This window comes from Streptomyces capoamus (assembly GCF_014654935.1).
In the GTDB taxonomy this organism is placed as follows: Bacteria; Actinomycetota; Actinomycetes; order Streptomycetales; family Streptomycetaceae; genus Streptomyces; species Streptomyces capoamus.
In genome coordinates this window covers 91,190-110,135 of record NZ_BNBF01000012.1, presented here as the reverse complement: position 1 = coordinate 110,135, position 18,946 = coordinate 91,190, and the positions used below count along the sequence as shown (strand labels likewise).

Genomic DNA, 18,946 nt, shown 5'->3' with positions numbered 1-18,946 from the left:
GGCGCCGCCTTCCTGCCGTGCCGGTCACCTTCCCTAACAAGTGTTTGGTAGGTTAGCGTGGCCCCATGACAGGCGTCGAGAGCCCGGCCTACGTCCCCGGGCACGGACTGCTGCGCGGGCGCACCGCCGTCGTCACCGCGGCGGCCGGCACCGGCATCGGGGGCGCCACCGCGCGCCGCTTCCTGGAGGAGGGCGCCCGGGTGCTGATCAGCGACGCCCACCCGCGCCGGCTGAAGGAGCAGGAGGCCGAACTGGGCCGGCGGTTCCCCGGCGCGGTCGCCGCACTGCCCTGCGACGTCACCGACGAGACCCAGGTACGGGCCCTGTTCGACGCGGCCGCCGCCGCCCACGGACGGCTGGACGTCGTCGTCAACAACGCCGGACTCGGCGGCACGGCGGACCTCGTCGACATGACCGACGAGCAGTGGTCCCGCGTGCTGGACGTCACCCTGAACGGCACCTTCCGCTGCACCCGCGCCGCCCTGCGCGCCCTGCGCGGCACCGGCGGCGGTGTCATCGTCAACAACGCCTCCGTCGTCGGCTGGCGCGCCCAGGCCGGACAGGCCCACTACGCCGCCGCCAAGGCCGGCGTGATGGCGCTGACCCGGTGCGCGGCCATGGAGGCCGCCGCCTACGGCGTGCGCGTCAACGCCGTCGCCCCCAGCCTCGCCATGCACCCGCACCTGGCGAAGGTCACCTCCGCCGGACTTCTCGCCGAACTCACCGAACGGGAGGCCTACGGACGGTACGCCGAGCCCTGGGAGGTGGCCAACGTGATCGTCTTCCTCGCCTCCGGCTACTCCTCCTACATGACCGGCGAGGTCGTCGCCGTCAGCAGCCAGCACCCCTGAGCAGCGGAGCAGACCACAATGGGTGCGTGCCGACCAAGAAGAAGCCCCAGGTGACCGCGGCAGCGGCCCGGCGCGGCGAACTCCTCAACACCGCAGCCGAGGTCTTCGCCGAGCACGGCTACAACGCCACCACCGTCCGCCGGATCGCCGACCACGCCGGAATGCTCGCGGGCAGCCTCTACTACCACTTCGACTCCAAGGAATCGATGCTCGAGGAGATCCTGCGGACCTTCCTCGACGAACTCTGGGACGGCTACGACTCCGTCCTCGCCGCCGGACTCGCACCCCGCGAGACGCTCCAGGCCCTGGTCACCGAGTCCTTCCGGGAGATCGACCGGCACCGCGCCGCCGTCGCGATCTACCAGAAGGAGAGCAGGCAGCTCGCCGCCCAGGACCGGTTCGCCTTCCTCGCCGAGTCCCAGCGCCGGTTCGAGAAGGCGTGGCTGAGCACGCTGGAACGCGGGGTCGCCGAACGGGCCTTCCGCGCGGACCTCGACGTCCGGCTCACCTACCGCTTCGTCCGCGACACCGTGTGGGTCGCCGCCTCCTGGTACCGGCCCGGCGGCAAGCACAGCCCCGAAGAGATCGCCCGCCAGTACCTCTCCATGGTCCTGGACGGGATCGCCGTACGCGAATGACCCCTTTCCTCAAGCGGGAGTTGCCATGGCCGAGGCCTACATCGTCGAAGCGGTCCGCACACCGGTCGGACGGCGCGGGGGAGGACTGAGCACCGTCCACCCGGCCGACCTGGGCGCCCGGGTGCTCACCGCGCTGGTGGAACGCTCCGGGATCGACCCGGCCGCCGTGGACGACGTGGTCTTCGGCTGCCTGGACACGGTCGGACCCCAGGCCGGCGACATCGCCCGCACCTGCTGGCTGGCGGCCGGCCTCCCCGAGGAGGTGCCCGGCGTCACCGTCGACCGGCAGTGCGGCTCCTCCCAGCAGGCCGTGCACTTCGCCGCGCAGGCCGTGCTGTCCGGCACCCAGGACCTGGTCGTCGCCGGCGGCGTGCAGAACATGTCCCAGGTCCCCATCGCCTTCGCCTCCCGGCAGGCCGCCGTCCCCCTCGGCCTGACCGACGGCCCCTTCCTCGGCAGCACCGGCTGGCGCGCCCGGTACGGCGACCGGCCCGTCAACCAGTTCGCCGGCGCCGAGACGATCGCCGCCCAATGGGGCATCGGACGCGCCGAACAGGAGGAGTTCGCCCTGCGCTCGCACCGGCGCGCGATCTGGGCGATCGACACCGGCCGCTTCGACCGCGAGACCGTCCCCTGCGGCGAGGCCACCGTGGACGAGGGCCCGCGCCGGGACACCTCCCTGGAGAAGATGGCCCTGTTACGGCCCGTCCTCGACGGCGGCACCGTCACCGCGGCCTGCTCCTCCCAGGTCTCCGACGGGGCCGCGGCCCTGCTGCTCGCCTCCGAACGGGCGGTCCGGGACCACGGGCTGCGCCCGCGTGCCCGCGTCCACCACCTCTCCGCGCGCGGCGAGGACCCCATCCGCATGCTCACCGCGCCCATCCCGGCCACCGCGCACGCCCTGAAGAAGACCGGCCTGACCCTCGACGCCATCGACCTCGTGGAGATCAACGAGGCCTTCGCGCCGGTCGTCCTCGCGTGGCTGAAGGAGACCGGCGCCGACCCCGCCAAGGTCAACGTCAACGGCGGCGCCATCGCCCTCGGCCACCCCCTCGGCGCCACCGGCGCCCGGCTGATGACCACCCTGCTGCACGAACTGGAACGCACCGGCGGCCGCTACGGCCTGCAGACCATGTGTGAGGGCGGCGGTCAGGCCAACGTCACGATCATCGAACGGCTCTGACCGCCCGGGCGACCGTGGCGGGGCTCGGTGGGGGAGGGGGCGAGCCGCCGTGGCCGGCGGGGGCGGCCGGGGGGGGTGAGCGGCTGTGGCCGAGGGGACGGACGCGGCCCCTGACCGTCACCGGTCCGCGCCCGGTCCGGCCGGTCTAGTCGGTCCGGTCGGTCCGGTCGGTCCGGTCGGTCCGGTCAATCCGGTCAGTACCTCCTCCGCCTCCCGCATGATCCGCTCCACCAGCTCCGCGCACGAGGGCAGGTCGTCGATCACCCCGGCGACCTGCCCGGCCGCCATCACCCCCAGATCCGTACGGCCGTCCACCATCGCCGACTTCAACAGCATCGGCGTGTTGGCGGCGAGCAGCACCTGGCTCCACGACAGCTCCTTGCCGTGCCGCAGAGCGAGGCCGTCACGGACCACCTGCCGCCAGGTCAGCCCCGACAGCCGCCGGAACCCGGCCGCCCGTCGCACCGCGTGCGCGAAGGCACGCACCCGGCCCGACCGCTCCAGCGCCGCCACCAGATCGGAGCGCAGCATCCGGTGCGGCAGGCCGTCCACCGCCCGGGTCACCGTGACGTCCCCGACCGTCGCCGCCAGATAACGGGCCTTCACCGCGTCCGGCACGGTCGAGTCGGAGGTGAGCAGGAACCGCGTGCCCATCGCCACCCCGGCCGCCCCGTACGCCAGCGCCGCGACCAGGCCCCGCCCGTCGAAGAAGCCGCCCGCCGCCACCACCGGTATCCGCACCGCGTCGACCACCTGCGGCAACAGCACACTCGTCGCCACCTCACCGGTGTGCCCGCCGCCCTCGCCGCCCTGCACCAGCACCGCGTCCGCGCCCCAGGCCGCCACCTTCTCGGCGTGCCGCCTCGCCCCGACGGACGGCATCACCACCACGCCCGCCGCCTTCAGCTCGGCGATCAGGCCGGGGGAGGGGGCCAGGGCGAAGGAGGCCACCCGCACGCCCTCCTCCAGCAGGATCCGCACCCGGTCCGATGCGTCACCCGCGTCGGCCCGGAGGTTCACCCCGAACGGCGCGCCGGTGCGGGAGCGCACCTCCCTGATGGCGTCCCGCAGCTGATCCGGCGTCATCGTCGCGGAGGCCAGGATGCCGAGGGCCCCGGCGTCCGCCGCCGCCGACACCAGGCGGGGCCCGGCCACCCAGCCCATCCCGGTCTGCACGACCGGATGGCGGACCCCGACCAGCCGGGTGAACGCGGTCTCCATCAGCCCCCCGCCCCCTGCGGCACCTCGCGCGTGCGCGCCCCCTCCGGATCCAGCACCTTGCGGATCAGCTCCAGCTCCGCCGCCCCGGGCTCCCGGGTGTACGGCACCTCGTCGGGCGCGGCCAGTTCGAACCCCGTCGCCTCCCGCACCTGCGCCACGCTCGACCCCGGGTGCACCGAGACCAGCCGCATGCAGTGGTCGGGGGTCGCGAAGTCCAGGACGGCGAGATCGGTGACGACCCGGACGATGCGATGGAACCGGGCCGCGGCAACCAGGCCGGCCGCCCGGTCGTACCCCACCCCGCACACCATGTCCACCCGTTCCACGAACACCCGGCGGGAGTGTCTCGGGACCCAGTAACTCGTCGGGTTGTTCAGCGTGTTCAGCGGTGCCCCGCGCACCCCGAGGAGCTGTCTGCGGGGACGGGACCAGTCGCCGACGCAGGAGATGTTCTGATTGCCGTACCGGTCGAGCTGGCTCGCGCCCATCATCACGTGCCGCCGGCCGCCCGCCACCAGCTCCAGGTGCTGCCGGTAGGGCAGCCAGCCCTCCGGGGTGCCGTCCGGGCGCACCAGCAGGGCCTCGCCGTCGGTCAGCAGCAGGTCCGGCGCGAAGGTCAGCCGGGCCAGCCGCGCGCCCAGCGACGGGATCAGGCCCATCGGGCTCGCCAGGACCTCCCCGGCGCCGCGCCAGGCCTCCGCGCAGGCGATCACGCAGTACTCGGCACGGGTGGCGCTCACCGCTCCGACTCCGTCCGCCGGCCCCGGACCGCCGCCCGGTAGCCGGCCTCGTCCTCGCCGAGGAAGCGCGCGGCGAACTGCGGCCAGGGCGTGGTCGCGTAACACCGCTGGAACTCCTCGTCCCGGCCGTACTCCGGGGCGCAGGAGGTGAAGTGCGCGCCCATCGGCGCCTCCACCACACCCGTCACCGCGAGCCGCTTCAGGAGCAGCGACTGCGGACCGGCCGCCTCGGTCAGCTCCGCCGTTTCCACGATCCGTTCGCAGGAGACGTAGGCCGCGTCCGCCGCCTCGCAGAACAGGTCGTCGAAGTACGGGTCGGGACCCAGGCACTGGCCGTTGCCCAGCCGGTCGGCACGGTGGACGTGCACCAGGGCCGCGTCCAGCCGCAGCGCGGGCATCGCCACCAGTGTCTCCCCGTCCGCGTACGGCGACGTCACCGTCCTCAGGCCCGGGTTGACCCGCATGACGTCCGAGCCGATCCCCGCCCGCACCGGCAGGAAGGGCAGGCGCTGCGCCGCCGCGCGCAGCCCGCACTGGAACATGCCCTCGTCGACCTCCGTCAGCTCCAGGCCGCCGCGCTCGCGCGCCGCCCGGTAGTGCGGTTCCAGCGGAACGGAGTCCAGGGTCACGAACGCGGTGACCAGCCTGCGGATCCGGCCGGCGGCGGCCAGCATGCCGACGTCCGGACCGCCGTACGCCACGACCGTCAGATCGCCGATGCCGGACCGCAGCAGCGCCCGGACCAGCGCCATCGGTTTGCGGCGCGAGCCCCAGCCGCCGATACCGAGGGTCATCCCGCTCGCCAGCCGGGACACCACCTCCTCGGCGGTCATCGTCTTGTCGGCCATCTACGCCCCCTCCTCCTCCCGCCGTCCGAACGTGTCACGTACCCGGCCGGCCAAGCCGCTGAGGTTGGCCTCGAAGGTGAAGCCCTGCTCGAAGCGGTAGCTGCGGCGCACGTCGACCGGATCGATGCCGTTGATGGCGGCCTTGGCCATGCGCAGCAGCCGTCCGTCCTTCGCGGCGATCTGCCGGGCCAGCTCCAGCGCCGCCCCCGGCAGCTGCGCGCGCGGCACCACCCGCCACACCGAGCCGTGCGCGTGCAGCTCGGCGGCGCTCGCCGTGCGGCCGGTGTAGTACAGCGCGCGCATCAGGTGCTGCGGGACCAGCCGGGCCAGATGGGTCGCCGCGCCCAGGGCGCCCCGGTCCAGCTCGGGCAGCCCGAAGACCGCGTCCTCGCCGGCCACCACCGCGTCCGCGTTGCCCACCAGGCCTATCCCGCCGCCCAGGCAGAAACCCTGCACCGCCGCGACCACCGGTGTCTCGCACTCGTAGACCGCCGCGAAGGCCTGGGCGCAGCCCCGGTTGGCGCCGATCAGGGCCTCCTGGCCGGCCGTCCGTATCTCCTTGATGTCCACGCCCGCGTTGAACCCCCGCCCCTCGGCGGCCAGGATCACGCAGCGGGTCCCCGGGTCCCGGCCGGCCGCGCGGACGGCGTCGGCCAGCGCGAACCAGCCGCGCACCGGCAGCGCGTTGACCGGCGGGTAGTCGACGGTGACTACGGAAATCCCGTTTTCCGGGGACGAGCAGGAGACACCCATGGGCGCATCAGCTACCTTTCCACCAAACATTTGTTAGGTGTGAGGCTTCGAAGCTAGCAGTCGCCACGGACGAGCGGGAGGCCCTGTGGACAAGGCACCTGTGGACGACACGCCTGGGGACGACACGCCTGTGGACAGAGCGTCCGGGGACACCTCGCTGCGCGGCAGCACCGTCGTGGTCACCGGCGGGACCCGGGGAGTGGGCGCGGGGATCGCCCGGGCCTTCGCGGACGCGGGCGCCCGGGTCCTGGCCTGCGCCCGCCGGCCGCCCGAACAGCCGCCCCACGGTGTGGAGTTCGCACCCCTGGACCTGCGCGACCCGCCCGCCGTGCGCGCCTTCTTCGCCGCGCTGCCCCGGCTGGACGTGCTGGTCAACAACGCGGGCGGCACTCCGTACCGGCGCCTCGCCGACGCCGACGCCGAACAGCACGCCAGGGTCGTCGAGCTGAACCTGATCACGCCGCTCACCGCGTCCCTCGCCGCCCACGCCCACCTGCGGCGCAGCAGGGGCTCGATCGTGATGGTCGGCAGCGTCAGCGGGGGCCGCCCCTCACCGGGCTCGGCCGCCTACGGCGCGGCCAAGGCGGGGCTCACGAACCTGGCCGCCTCCATGGCCGTGGAGTGGGCGCCGGAGGTCCGGGTCAACACCCTCGTCGTCGGCATGGTCCACACCGGCCTGGCCCACCTGCACTACGGCGGCCCCGACGGCATCGCCGCCGTCTCCCGCACCGTCCCGCTGGGCCGCCTGGCCGTCCCTGCCGACATCGGCGCCGCCGCCGTCTTCCTCGCCTCCGACGCCGCCGCCTACATCAGCGGGGCGAGCCTGCACGTGCACGGAGGCGGGGAACGGCCCGCCTTCCTGGACGCCGCCACCGCCGGACCCGGCGGCTCCCGCCGAGCCCCGACCACCGACAGGGAGAGCTGAGATGGACCTGCCCCCGGCAACGAGCGGAATCTGTTCGGGCCGGGTCGTGGCCGTCACCGGAGCCGGTCGCGGGCTCGGCCGGGCACACGCCCTCGCCTTCGCGGCCGAGGGCGCCCGAGTGGTCGTCAACGACCTCGGCGTCGCGCCGGACGGCGCTCCGGGCGCCGGGCGGCCGGCGCACGCCGTCGCGGCGCAGATCAGGGCGGCGGGCGGTGACGCGGTCGCCCACGACGCCGACATCGCGACCGACGCCGGCGCGGCCGGCCTGGTCCGCACCGCCGTGGAGACCTACGGCCGGCTCGACACCCTCGTCAGCAACGCCGGTTTCCTGCGCGACCGCATGCTGGTCAACCTGGACGAGGACGACTGGGACGCCGTGATCCGCGTCCACCTCAAAGGGCACTTCCTGCCGCTGAAGCACGCCGCCGCGTACTGGCGCGCCGAGACCAAGGCCGGCCGCACCCCGGTGGCCCGGGTCGTCCACACCAGCAGCGGGGCCGGCCTGCTCGGCTCCATCGGGCAGGGCAACTACAGCGCGGCGAAGGCCGGGATCGTCGGCCTCACCCTGGTGGCGGCGGCGGAACTGGCCCGCTACGGCGTCCAGGTCAACGCCGTCGCACCGGCCGCCCGCACCCGCATGACGGAACGTACCTTCGCCACGGCCATGACCGCACCGGCCACCGGTTTCGACGCCATGGCGCCCGAGAACGTCTCCCCGCTGGTGGTCTGGCTCGGCTCGGCCGGCAGCGCGGGGGTGACCGGCCGGGTGTTCGAGGCGGAGGGCGGCCGGATCACCGTCATGGAGGGCTGGCGCCCCGGCCCCAGCGCCGACAGCGGAGCCCGCCGGACACCGGCCGAGGCGGGGGAGACGGCCCGCCGGCTGCTGGCCCGGGCCGAGCCGCCCGGCCGGGTGTACGGGGCGTAGGCACCCTGGGCCACCCCTGCCGGGAACGTGCGCGACGGGCGAGCACGACCTGGACGACCCGGACCGGGACCGGTACGGGCGAACCCTTACGTGTCGCACTCCAGCACCGTCCGGCACAGCCCGCACCGCGCCCGTACCCGCCCCCGCACGGGCACCCTGATCCGCTGGTGGCAGGTCGGACACGGGAAGCACACCCGGAGCCGGCCGCCGCTGTCGGGGGCGAAGCTGTAGCCGGCCGTCGGTGCGACGGCATCGGCGCCGGCGCCTGCGTGCCGGCGGTCGTGGGCGTAACGGCGGCGGCCCGCCCAGCCGGCCCCGGTCAGCGGCGGCTGCTGCCCGTCCCGGCGGGCCAGGTCCGAGCCTTTGGCGTAGGCGGCGTAGGCCTGCGGGCTGGTGAACCACAGCGACGGGTCCTCGCCGAACAGCAGCGCCCGCTTGGCCAGGACGTAGCCGAACTCCTCCGGGGTGAGATAGCCGAGTTTCTGGGAGGACACGCCGTCCTCGCGATAGGCGTCCAGCAGCAGCCAGCCCGCGCCCAGGTAGGCCGTCGCCGTGTCGGTCAGGATCTCGTTCTGCGCCGTCGTGGGGAAGGCCAGGTCCAAGCGGTGCAGGTAGACGTGCGCCACCTCGTGCGCGAGGGCCGCGCCGATGTCCCCGCGGTGGGTGCGGAACCGGTCGTTCAGCTCCACGAAATACTCCGGCCCCGCCGCCAGTTCGACGTTCGCCGCGTGGGTCATCTCCCGGAAACCGACGATCAGCCGCGCGTCCGGCAGCCGGAAGTGCCGCACGATCTCCCGGGCCACCCGCTGCGCGCCCAGGTGCAGGTCGTCGGTGTCGCAGAAGGCCACGTCGGCGGGGGGCACACTGACGGAGAACGTCTCGATGGTGTCGCGCGACAACCGCCGGTACAGCGCGGTGACGGCGGCCCGCACCGTCTCCAGGTGCGGGTAGCCGTGCTGCACCGGTCCGCCGTTCGCCACGTCGGCACCCCCAAAGACGCCGGAACTCCTCTCCACTGTAGGCGGAGGTGCGGTGCAGTGGGCTGAGGTGCGGTGCAGTGCAGTGCGCTGCGGTGCGCTGCGGTGCGCTGCGGTGCGCTGCGGTGCGCTGCGGTGCGTCGCGGCGTGGACGGTCCCGCCCCGCCCCGCCCGGCCCCCTCGGCCGCATCTCACCCCGCCCGCGGTCCGCCCTGCTGATCCACTCCCCGGACACCCCGTGGGAACAGGCACCAGGAACGCATAGGGTGAGCCCCCATGACCACCAGCAACACCGGCCACGGTGCCGTCGACCCCGAGGTCCGCCAGGAACTGGAGCAGCTGCGCGACAGCATCGACAACATCGACGCGGCCGTCGTCCACATGCTCGCCGAGCGCTTCAAGTGCACCCAGCAGGTCGGCCGGCTCAAGGCACAGCACCAGCTGCCGCCCGCCGACCCGGCCCGCGAGGCCCGGCAGATCGAACGGCTGCGCAGCCTCGCCGAGAACGCCAAGCTCGACCCGGCGTTCGCCGAGAAGTTCCTGAACTTCATCATCGCCGAGGTGATCCGGCACCACGAGCGGATCGCCGAGGACACCCACAACGGGCACCCGGCGCACGACGCCTGAGTCCCGCCTCCGTCCAGGGCCGGCCCGGAGGCGCGCACAGGGGACAAAAGCCGTGTACCGATCCGCCCCTGTGCGCTGCCGGTCCCATCAGGCAGCATGTCCTGCATGTCCGTACTCACGCGCGACGAAGCGCAGCTCCGAGCACACTTCCTCGACGTGCACCACTACACGGTCGAACTGGACCTCACCACCGGTGCCGAGACCTTCGACTCCCGTACCGCGATCCGGTTCACCGCCCGGTCCGACGGGGACACGTTCGTCGAGATGAAGCCCGCCGAGCTGCGCAGCGTCACGCTCGACGGACGGCCGCTCGACCCGGAGTCGCTGTGCGAGGGCCGGCTGCCGCTGAAGAACCTCACCGCCGGCGCGCACGAACTGCGCCTCGACGCGGTCATGCGCTACTCCCGCACCGGCGAGGGCATGCACCGCTTCACCGACCCCAGCGACGGCGAGACGTACGTCTACACGCAGATGTTCATGGACGACGTCCAGCGCGTCTTCGCCGCCTTCGACCAGCCCGACCTCAAGGCCGTCTTCGAGGTCTCGGTCAGGGCGCCCGAGGACTGGACCGTCCTCGCCAACGGCGTCATCGAGCACCACGGCGACGGCCTCTGGCGGGCCGCGCCCACCCCGAGGATCTCCACCTACCTGGTCGCCGTCGCCGCCGGCCCCTGGCACTCGGTGCGCACCGAGCACCGCGGACTGCCCTTCGGCATCCACTGCCGCCGCTCGCTCGCACCCCACCTCGACACCGACGCCGAGGAGATCCTCGACGTCACGCGCGCGTGCTTCGACCGCTACCACGAGAAGTTCGAGGAGCCGTACCCCTTCGACTCCTACGACCAGGCGTTCGTCCCCGAGTTCAACGCCGGCGCCATGGAGAACCCCGGCCTGGTCACCTTCCGCGACGACTTCGTCTACCGCTCCGCCGTCACCGACACCGAACGGCAGACCCGCGCCATGGTCATCGCGCACGAGATGGCCCACATGTGGTTCGGCGACCTCGTCACCCTCAAGTGGTGGGACGACATCTGGCTGAACGAGTCCTTCGCCGAGTACATGGGCTACCAGACCACCGCCGAGGCCACCCGGTTCACCGACCCTTGGACCGAGTTCGGCGTCACCCGCAAGGCCTGGGGCTACGACGCCGACCAGCGGCCCACCACCCATCCGGTCGCCCCCGAGAACGTCGACGACACCGCCTCCGCCCTGCTCAACTTCGACGGCATCTCCTACGCCAAGGGCGCCTCCGCGCTGCGCCAGCTGGCCGCCTGGCTCGGCGAGAAGGACTTCCTCGCCGGCATCAACACCCACTTCAAGCGGCACCGGTTCGGCAACGCCACCCTCGCCGACTTCATCGACTCCCTCGCCTCCGCCACCGACCGCGACGTGCCCGGCTGGGCCGACCACTGGCTGCGCACCACCGGCGTCGACACGCTCACCCCGGTGATCGCCCCCGCCGGCGGCACCTGCACGCTGACCGCCGACCGCACCGGCAGCCGCCCGCACCGCCTGGGCGCCGGCCTGTACGACCACGACGTCGCCGGCGAAGGCCGGCTGGTGCTGCGCGAACGCGTCGACCTCGACGTCCCGCAGAACGCCCCCCAGCCCATCGGCAAGCCCCCCGCGCTGATCCTCCTCAACGACGGCGACATCACCTACGCCAAGATCCGCTTCGACGACGCGTCCTTCGAGACGGTCCGCACCGCCCTGTCCGGCCTGCCCAACCCCCTCAACCGCGCGGTCGTCTGGAACGCCCTCCGGGACGCCGTCCGCGACGGCGAACTCCCGCCCGCCGCCTACCTGGAGACCGCCCGCGCCCACCTGCCCCGCGAGACCGACCTGGCCGTCGCCCAGGGCGTCCTCGCCTTCGCCGCCGGCCAGCTCACCGACGAGTACCTCACCCCCGAGGACCGCCCGGCCGCCCTGGCCACCCTCACCTCCCTCTGCCGTGACCTGCTGCGGCGCACCGAGGACGGCGACCACCCCGGCCTGCGGCTGATCGCCGTACGCCACCTGATCGGCGTGGCCGCCCACCCCGAGACCATCGCCGCCTGGCTCGCCGACGGCACGGTGCCCGGCGGACCGGAACTCGACCCCGAGCTGCGCTGGCGCATCCTCGCGCGGCTCGCCGTGCTCGGCGCCACCGACGAGGACGCCATCGCCGCCGAGCTGGCGCGCGACCCCAGCGCCACCGGCCAGGAAGGCGCCGCCCGCTGCCGCGCCGCCCTGCCCGACCCGGCGGCCAAGCGCGCCGCCTGGGAGGCGATGTTCGACGGGGACGACCTGTCCAACTACCTGTTCACGGCCACCGCCCAGGGCTTCTGGCAGCCTGAACAGGCCGACCTGGTCCGCGCGTACGTGCCGCGTTTCTACACGGACGCCGTCGCCGTCGCCGCCCGCCGCGGCCCCGCCATCGCCGTGGCCGCCGGCCGCTGGGCCTTCCCGGCCCACGCCGTCGACGCCGAGAACCTGGCACTCGGCGAGGCATGCCTGCGCGACGCCGACCTCACCCCGGCCCTGCGCCGCACCCTCGCCGACCGCCTGGACGACCTCTCCCGCGCCCTGAACGTGCGCGACGGACAGCGGGAGCCGCAGGCACAGTAGAACGGCCCGGCTCCCACGGCCCGGGACGGCGCAGGTCTGCCGTCCCGGGGCGGTGCAGGTCTGCCGTCCCGGGGCGGCCCAGGACGCGGTCGGTCGCAGCGGCGCTGCGGCGGACCGGCCGGCGCCCCTAGGCTCGGACGGTCAGTGACCAACCGAGCACCGGAGGCAGCACCGTGATCGTAGTGACCGGCGCGACCGGCAACGTCGGCCGTGCCCTCGTCGACCGTCTCCTCGCCGCGGGAGCGCCCGTCCGGGCGCTCACCCGGGACCCGCGGCGGGCCGCGCTGCCCGGGCGGGCCCAAGTGGTGCCGTTCCGGCCGGATGACCCTGCCGCCCTGTTCACCGGCGCCACGAAACTCTTCCTCTACGCCCAGGCCGGCACCGCCCCGCTGCTCGCGGCGGCCCGCGAACACGGCGTGCGGCACGTCGTGCTGCTCTCCAGCGGCATCATCCAGGAGGGCGCCGACGACACCCACCCCATCCACCTCATGCACGCCACCGCCGAGCGGCAGGTCCGCGACAGCGGGCTCGACTGGACGTTCCTGCGTCCCAACGCCTTCGCCACCAACGCGCTCCAGTACGCCCCGCAGATCCGCGCGGGCGACACCGTCCGCGGCGTCTTCGCCGACGGCCTGTCCGCACCCATCCACGAGGACGACATCGCGGCCGTCGCCGAACGCGCCCTGCTGGACGGCGGTCACGAGGGCACCGCGCACCGGCTCACCGGCCCCGAGGCGACGAGCAACGCCGGCCAGGTCGAGGCGATCGGCGAGGCCCTCGGCCGGAAGCTGGCCTTCGTCGAGACCGACCCCGCCGAAGCGGGCCGGGAACTGTTCCCGCACGTGCCGCCGCAGCTGCTCGAACGCCTGCTGGAGACGTTCGCCGAGACCGTCGGCGTCCCCCCGGAGATCACCGGCACCGTGCGGGAGGTCACCGGCACCCCGGCCCGCACCTTCGCCCAGTGGGCCCGGGACCACGCCGACGACTTCCGGGCGTAGCCCCGGGCGGCACCCCCAACAGCTGCGCGGGACCGGGCAGTACACACTTTCGGGTTCCGTTCGCCGGGCTTCGGGGACACAGGGCCCCCTTCCGGTACAAGCTGGAACTCCACCCCCGAGCCGGACGCCCCGGGCCCGCGGCGGGTGCGCGAGCGGAGGAGGGTTCATGAGCACGCCACCCCTGGCCTCGGGTCCCGGCGGCCCCGACGCCCTGCGGCCCCTGCTCGCCACCGTGCTCGACGCGCTCGCGGCCGGCCGCCGCGAGCGCGGCGGACCCCTGCCCGCCGGCGGACCGGACGCCGTCGCCGCCCGCGTCGCCGACGCCCTCGGGGACGTGCTGCCGGACACCGGCGACCCGGACGCCCTGCGCGCCCTCGTGCACCTGCTCGCCGCGGGCGCCGCCGACCCCGCCGACCCGCTGTGCGCGGCCCACCTGCACGGCCCGCCGCTCGCCGTGGCCGCCGCCGCCGACCTCGCCGCGAGCGCCGTCAACCCGTCCCTGGACTCCTGGGACCAGGCCCCCGCAGCCTCCGCCCTGGAAGCCGCCGTCGCCCGCACCCTCGCCCGCACCGCGGGCCTCGCCGACGCCCTCGTCACCACCGGCGGCACCGAGTCCAACCAACTCGCCCTGCTGCTCGCCCGCGAAGCACACGGCGGCACCGTGCGCCTCGTCTGCGGCACGAACGCCCACCACTCCCTGCCCCGCGCCGCCTGGCTGCTCGGCCTGCCCGACCCGGTCCTGGTCCCCACCCCCCACGGCACCCTGGACCCGGCCGCCCTCGACGCGGCCCTCACCGCGCTCCCCGGCCCGCTGCTGGTCGCCGCCACCGCCGGCACCACCGACGCCGGCCTCATCGACCCGCTGCCCGAGATCGCCGGCCTGTGCACCGCCCACGGCGCCCGGCTGCACATCGACGCGGCCTACGGCGGCGGACTCCTCTTCAGCGACCGGCACCGCGACAAACTCGCCGGCCTCGAAGCCGCCCACACCCTCACGATCGACCTGCACAAACTCGGCTGGCAGCCGGTCGCCGCCGGACTCCTCGCCCTCGCCCGCCCGCACGAACGCGCCACCCTCCACCACCGCGCCGACTACCTGAACGCCGACGACGACACCGAAGCCGGACTCCCCGACCTGCTCGGCCGCTCCCTGCGCACCACCCGCCGCCCCGACATCCTGAAGATCGCCGTCACCCTCAAGACACTCGGCCGCCGCGGCCTCGGCGCCCTCACCGACCAGGTCTGCGCCCGGGCCCGCGAGTTCGCCGCACTCGTCGCGGAACACCCCGGCTTCGAGCTGTACGACCGGCCCGTCATCAGCACCGTCCTGTTCCGCCCGGCCGGAGCCGACGACCACACCGTGGCCGCCGTCCGCCGCAGACTGCTGCACGACGGCCGGGCCGTCCTCGGCCGCGCCCGGGCCGACGGCCGGCTCTGGCTCAAGGCCACCGTCCTCAACCCCCACACCCGGCCCGACGACCTGGCCCAGCTGCTCGAACTCGCCGAACTCGCCGAAGGAAACACCCCCGCATGACCCACCCCCCGGGCCACGACCCCGCCGCCCCACGCGACCTGGTCGGCATCGGCATCGGCCCCTGCAACCTCTCCCTCGCGGCCCTCGCCCACCCGCTCACCGGACTCGACACCGTCTTCTACGAACAGCGCCCCCGCTTCGACTGGCACCCCGGCATGCTCATCGAAGGCGCCACCATCCAAGTCCCCTACCTCGCCGACCTGGTGACCCTCGCCGACCCCACCAGCCCCTGGACCTTCCTCAACTACCTCAGGACACGCGAACGGCTCTTCCCCTTCTACTTCGCCGAACGCTTCCACATCCAGCGCGCCGAGTACGACGCCTACTGCCGCTGGGTCGCGCAATCCCTCCCCGGACTCCGCTTCCGCCACCAGGTCGACGCCGTCCGCTGGAACCCCGAACGGGACGTGTTCGAGGTCGACTACACCCAGCTCGACGCCCACGGCGAGGCCGAGGCCCTCGGCCGTACCCACACCCGCCACGTCGTCCTCGGCATCGGCACCGCACCCCACGTCCCCGACCCCCTGCGGCCCCTGGTGGACACCCCCGGCGTACCCGTCGTCCACGCCGCCGACTACCTCGACCACCGCGACAGCATCCTCGCCGCCGGCCACGTCACCGTCGTCGGCTCCGGACAGTCCGGCGCCGAGGTCTTCCTCGACCTGCTCCGGCACCGCCCGGCCGGCCGCGAGAAACTGCACTGGATCGGCCGGACCGAGGCGTTCGCGCCCATGGAGTACTCCAGACTCGGCCTGGAACACTTCACGCCCGACTACACACGCTACTTCCACGCCCTCGCCGAACCCGTCCGCGACCGGCTGACCACCGCCCAATGGCAACTGCACAAGGGCATCGACGCCGACACCCTCGCCGCCATCCACGACGAGCTGTACCGGCGCACCCTGGACGGCGGCTGGCCCGACACCGTCCTCACCCCCGGCGTCCGCGTCCGCACCGCCGGCCGCATCGCCACCACCAGGATCGAACTGCACCTGGAACACCTCCAGCAAGGCAGCCGCACCCGGCTCACCACCGACGCCGTCGTCCTCGCCACCGGCTACCGACAGCGCCCCCTCGACACCCTCCTCGCCGGACTCGACCCCTACATCCGCCGCGACAACAGCGAACGCCCCCGCGTCGACGAGGAGTTCCGCCTCGTCCTCGACCCCTCCGTCACCGGCTCGGTCTACGTCCAGAACGCCGAACTGCACACCCACGGCGTCGGCACCCCCGACCTCGGCCTGGCCGCCTGGCGCAGCGCCACCATCCTCAACTCCCTGACCGGCGAGGAACCGTATCCGCTGCCGCAGCGCACCGCCTTCACCACCTTCGGACTGGACCCGACCACCGCCCACGTGCCGCAGGCCAGACGACCGAAACGGCTCACCCCGCTCATCGAGGGCAGATGACCACCGGCGACACCCACCCCTTCGACGCGGGCGCGCACGTCAACGGCGCCGGCGCCCAGGCGGGCGCCGGCGCCGTCGGCCTGCCACTGCTGCGGCTCTAGAAGACCGGCTTGCCGTCGCGCACCAGCTTCCAGTCCACCGACGCGAAGTCCTTCGGGTCCAGCACCCCCTTCGCGGTCACCCACTCCGCGATCCGGGTACGGATCTCCGTCGACTCCGACCACAGCTCCTTCGCCGTGGCCACGTGCGGGAAGGCACCGCCGCCGTTGGCCCGGTAGTTGTTCACCGCGAGGACGAACTGCCGGGCATCGTCCAGCGGCGCCCCGCCGAAGGTCAGGTTCTTGATCCGCGACCCGGCCGGCTGGGCGATGTCGATGTCGTACGACAGACCCGAGACGTAGTCGTAGTTGTAGTCCGGACGGCCACCGGCGTTGGTCAGCTTCTCCACGTCCACCGCGGCGTCGGCGGCCGTCTGGACGTAGTACTCCGCCGAGTACTCCAGGTACGCCCGCACCTGGGCGCCCGTCAGCAACTTGGCCACCAGCGTGTTGTCGTACACGTACAGGCCCGACAGGTCCCGGATGGTGACGTCGCCCGCCGGGATCTGCGAGGTCCGGGAGAACGGCGAGGCCTGCGCGATCACCGGCAGCGAGGCGTACTCGGTACCCGCGAGCGCCGCCTTGACCACGTCCTCCTGCACCCTGGTGATCAGGTCGATGATCGGGGCGTCCTTGTAACGGGCCTCCACCGTCGTCAGGGTCTCGGTGGCCCGCCCCACGACCTGGTTCACGTACGCGACGACCTTGCGGTGCTCGTCGGTGAGCAACGCGGTGATCTTCGGGTCGTCGGCGACGGAGTTGGAGTTGCGCAGCGAGGCGGAGACCGACTCCACCTCCCAGCGGCCCTTGCTGAACACCAGCTCGATGTCGAACAGGGTCAGCCGCTCGGCGTAGCACAGCGGCTCGGACAGCACGACCGTCCGGCCGGTCTGCTCGTTGACGACCTTCAGCTCCGGGATCTCCACGTGCGCGTGCCCGACCAGGATCGCGTCGATCCCGGGCACCTGCCTGGCCACATTGGCCGCAGCGTTCTCCACGTACGGCACCTGGTCGCCGTACGACGACGTACCCGACGTACCCGAGTGCGCCGAGACGACGACCACGTCCGCGCCCATCGACCTGAGCTTCGGCACCCACTTCGCGGCCTGCTCCTCCAGGCCCGGGAACGCCAGCTTGCCCTGGACGTAGGCCTTGTCCCAGATCGCGATGCCCGGGTTGGTCAGGCCCAGCACGGCGACCTTCACCGGCTTGGCACCCGGCACGTGGAACGTCTTCATGAAGTACGGCGGGAAGGCCGGCTTCAGCGTCTTCGCGTCCACCGCGTTCGCACCGAGCAGCGGGAAGTCGAGCTGGTCCTCGAACTTCCGCAGCGTCTCGATGCCGTAGTTGAACTCGTGGTTCCCGAGGGCCGCCGCGTCGTACCCGATCGCGTTCATCGCCTGCGCCATCGGGTGCACCGGGCCGCCCTTGGCGGTGATCGGGTCGACCTTGGCGTAGTAGTAGGTCAGCGGGGTGCCCTGGATGGTGTCACCGGCGTCCAGCAGCAGGGTGTTGCAGCGGCCCTTCTCCTTGCGCACCTGCTCCACGAGGGTGGAGATCCGGGCGAGCCCCATCGCGTTGCCCGCCTTGTCGGCGTACTCCGCGTCCTTGAAGTAGTCCCAGTTGAAGACGTGCCCGTGCAGGTCGGTCGTGCCCATGACGGTCAGCGCGTACCGCTTCACCGGGTGCCCGGGCTTCGCGAGCGGAGCCGCCTCGGCCGCCGGAGCCGCCGCCGCGCCGGCGATCGCCACTCCCGCCCCGGTGGCGGCGGACTTCTTCAGGAACTTCCGGCGGTTCAACGGCATGTCTCGGTTCTCCTTGGCGGTGGTTGCACAACGCGCGTAGATTCTGACCTGAACATGACTTCCGGCAACAGGTACGGAAGGTTGCGATCTGGTGACCATCGCTCAGAGGAGCGGACCACCGCCCAATTCAACAGTTGTCAAAAAAGCCTTCGCCCAAAGTCCCTTGAGCAGTCATACGACGCCAATTCTCTACCCACGGGTAAGCCATAGGCTCGACCCATGCGCCGAGCGAAAATCGTCTGCACACTGGGGCCCGCCACCGACACGTACGACCAGATCAAAGCACTGGTCGAAGCCGGAATGGACGTCGCCCGCTTCAACCTCAGCCACGGCACCCACGCCGAACACGAGGAGCGCTACCGACACGTACGGAAAGCAGCCGACGAAACCGGCCGCAGCGTCGGAATCCTCGCCGACCTTCAGGGCCCGAAGATCCGGCTCGGCCGCTTCACCGAAGGACCCGTACTCCTTGAACGCGGCGACACCTTCACCATCACCGTCGAGGACGGCACCGAAGGCGACCGCCACCAGTGCGGCACCACCTACGCCGGCCTCGCCGCTGACGTCACCCCCGGCGAGCGCATCCTCGTCGACGACGGCAAGGTCAGCCTGGAGGTCACCGCCGTCGACGGCCCCCGCGTCCGCACCCGGGTACGCGAAGGCGGCATCGTCTCCGACCACAAGGGCCTCAACCTGCCCGGAGTCGCCGTCTCCGTCCCCGCCCTCTCCGAGAAGGACCGCGACGACCTGCGCTGGGCCCTGCGCACCGGCTTCGACATGATCGCCCTCTCCTTCGTCCGCAGCGGC

Annotated in this window: 17 protein-coding genes; 11 read left to right on the top strand and 6 right to left on the bottom strand. The window is 73.1% G+C overall.

Annotation, left to right across the window (positions count from 1 at the left end):
* The first annotated feature begins 65 nt into the window (after positions 1-65).
* From IE312_RS20165 to IE312_RS20155, 3 genes are read left to right on the top strand one after another with little or no spacing between them, the layout of a single operon-like run.
* Positions 66-851, top strand: a complete 786-nt coding sequence (locus IE312_RS20165) for an SDR family oxidoreductase (RefSeq protein ID WP_189983747.1) — start codon at positions 66-68, stop codon at positions 849-851.
* A gap of 26 nt (positions 852-877) precedes the next feature.
* Positions 878-1,489, top strand: a complete 612-nt coding sequence (locus IE312_RS20160) for a TetR/AcrR family transcriptional regulator (protein ID WP_189983745.1) — start codon at positions 878-880, stop codon at positions 1,487-1,489.
* Positions 1,490-1,514: 25 nt separating this feature from the next.
* Entirely contained in the window at positions 1,515-2,672 is a 1,158-nt protein-coding gene (locus IE312_RS20155; protein WP_189983743.1) for an acetyl-CoA C-acetyltransferase, read from the top strand.
* A gap of 117 nt (positions 2,673-2,789) precedes the next feature.
* On the opposite strand, the gene IE312_RS20150 is transcribed toward IE312_RS20155, so the two are convergent.
* Genes IE312_RS20150 through IE312_RS20135 form a run of 4 tightly spaced genes read right to left on the bottom strand, consistent with a single transcriptional unit; the run spans position 2,790 to position 6,234 of the window.
* Positions 2,790-3,893: an NAD(P)H-dependent flavin oxidoreductase gene (locus IE312_RS20150; RefSeq protein ID WP_189983741.1), complete on the bottom strand. Its 1,104-nt coding sequence runs from the start codon at positions 3,891-3,893 to the stop codon at positions 2,790-2,792.
* Positions 3,893-4,633 carry a CoA-transferase subunit beta gene (locus IE312_RS20145; RefSeq protein ID WP_189983739.1) on the bottom strand — a complete coding sequence of 247 codons (741 nt, stop codon included), beginning with the start codon at positions 4,631-4,633 and terminating at the stop codon, positions 3,893-3,895. The genes IE312_RS20150 and IE312_RS20145 overlap by 1 nt, the downstream gene beginning before the upstream one ends.
* Entirely contained in the window at positions 4,630-5,481 is an 852-nt protein-coding gene (locus tag IE312_RS20140; RefSeq protein WP_189983737.1) for a CoA transferase subunit A, read from the bottom strand. The genes IE312_RS20145 and IE312_RS20140 overlap by 4 nt, the downstream gene beginning before the upstream one ends.
* Entirely contained in the window at positions 5,482-6,234 is a 753-nt protein-coding gene (locus tag IE312_RS20135) for an enoyl-CoA hydratase family protein (RefSeq protein WP_189983735.1), read from the bottom strand.
* Positions 6,235-6,364: 130 nt separating this feature from the next.
* Here IE312_RS20135 and IE312_RS20130 point away from each other — a divergent pair, with 130 nt between their 5' ends.
* Positions 6,365-7,159 (top strand): SDR family oxidoreductase, encoded by a 795-nt coding sequence (locus tag IE312_RS20130; RefSeq protein WP_229900189.1) that lies wholly within the window; start codon positions 6,365-6,367, stop codon positions 7,157-7,159.
* Position 7,160: 1 nt separating this feature from the next.
* Positions 7,161-8,084: an SDR family oxidoreductase gene (locus tag IE312_RS20125; protein ID WP_189983733.1), complete on the top strand. Its 924-nt coding sequence runs from the start codon at positions 7,161-7,163 to the stop codon at positions 8,082-8,084.
* Between the two features lie 86 nt (positions 8,085-8,170).
* Here the strand turns inward: IE312_RS20125 and IE312_RS20120 are convergent, their stop codons facing one another.
* On the bottom strand, positions 8,171-9,064 hold the full coding sequence (locus IE312_RS20120) for a hypothetical protein (RefSeq protein WP_189983732.1): 894 nt from the start codon (positions 9,062-9,064) through the stop codon (positions 8,171-8,173).
* Between the two features lie 273 nt (positions 9,065-9,337).
* On the opposite strand from IE312_RS20120, the gene IE312_RS20115 reads away from it, so the two are divergent.
* The 5 genes from IE312_RS20115 (at position 9,338) to IE312_RS20095 (ending at position 16,236) form a co-directional block, all read left to right on the top strand.
* Positions 9,338-9,688, top strand: a complete 351-nt coding sequence (locus IE312_RS20115; RefSeq protein ID WP_189983730.1) for a chorismate mutase — start codon at positions 9,338-9,340, stop codon at positions 9,686-9,688.
* 105 nt (positions 9,689-9,793) lie between these two features.
* Entirely contained in the window at positions 9,794-12,295 is a 2,502-nt protein-coding gene (pepN, locus tag IE312_RS20110; protein WP_189983728.1) for an aminopeptidase N, read from the top strand.
* A gap of 173 nt (positions 12,296-12,468) precedes the next feature.
* On the top strand, positions 12,469-13,293 hold the full coding sequence (locus tag IE312_RS20105; RefSeq protein ID WP_189983726.1) for an NAD(P)H-binding protein: 825 nt from the start codon (positions 12,469-12,471) through the stop codon (positions 13,291-13,293).
* A gap of 166 nt (positions 13,294-13,459) precedes the next feature.
* Positions 13,460-14,827, top strand: a complete 1,368-nt coding sequence (locus IE312_RS20100; RefSeq protein ID WP_189983724.1) for a pyridoxal phosphate-dependent decarboxylase family protein — start codon at positions 13,460-13,462, stop codon at positions 14,825-14,827.
* Positions 14,824-16,236 (top strand): lysine N(6)-hydroxylase/L-ornithine N(5)-oxygenase family protein, encoded by a 1,413-nt coding sequence (locus IE312_RS20095; RefSeq protein WP_189983722.1) that lies wholly within the window; start codon positions 14,824-14,826, stop codon positions 16,234-16,236. Before IE312_RS20100 ends, IE312_RS20095 begins: the two co-directional genes overlap by 4 nt.
* A gap of 97 nt (positions 16,237-16,333) precedes the next feature.
* On the opposite strand, the gene IE312_RS20090 is transcribed toward IE312_RS20095, so the two are convergent.
* The gene (locus IE312_RS20090) at positions 16,334-18,139 is read right to left on the bottom strand and encodes a bifunctional metallophosphatase/5'-nucleotidase (protein WP_189983720.1); all 1,806 of its coding nucleotides are present in this window, start codon (positions 18,137-18,139) and stop codon (positions 16,334-16,336) included.
* Positions 18,140-18,358: 219 nt separating this feature from the next.
* On the opposite strand from IE312_RS20090, the gene IE312_RS40985 reads away from it, so the two are divergent.
* Positions 18,359-18,946: pyruvate kinase (locus tag IE312_RS40985; protein ID WP_229900187.1), on the top strand; the 588-nt coding region annotated here is incomplete at its 3' end.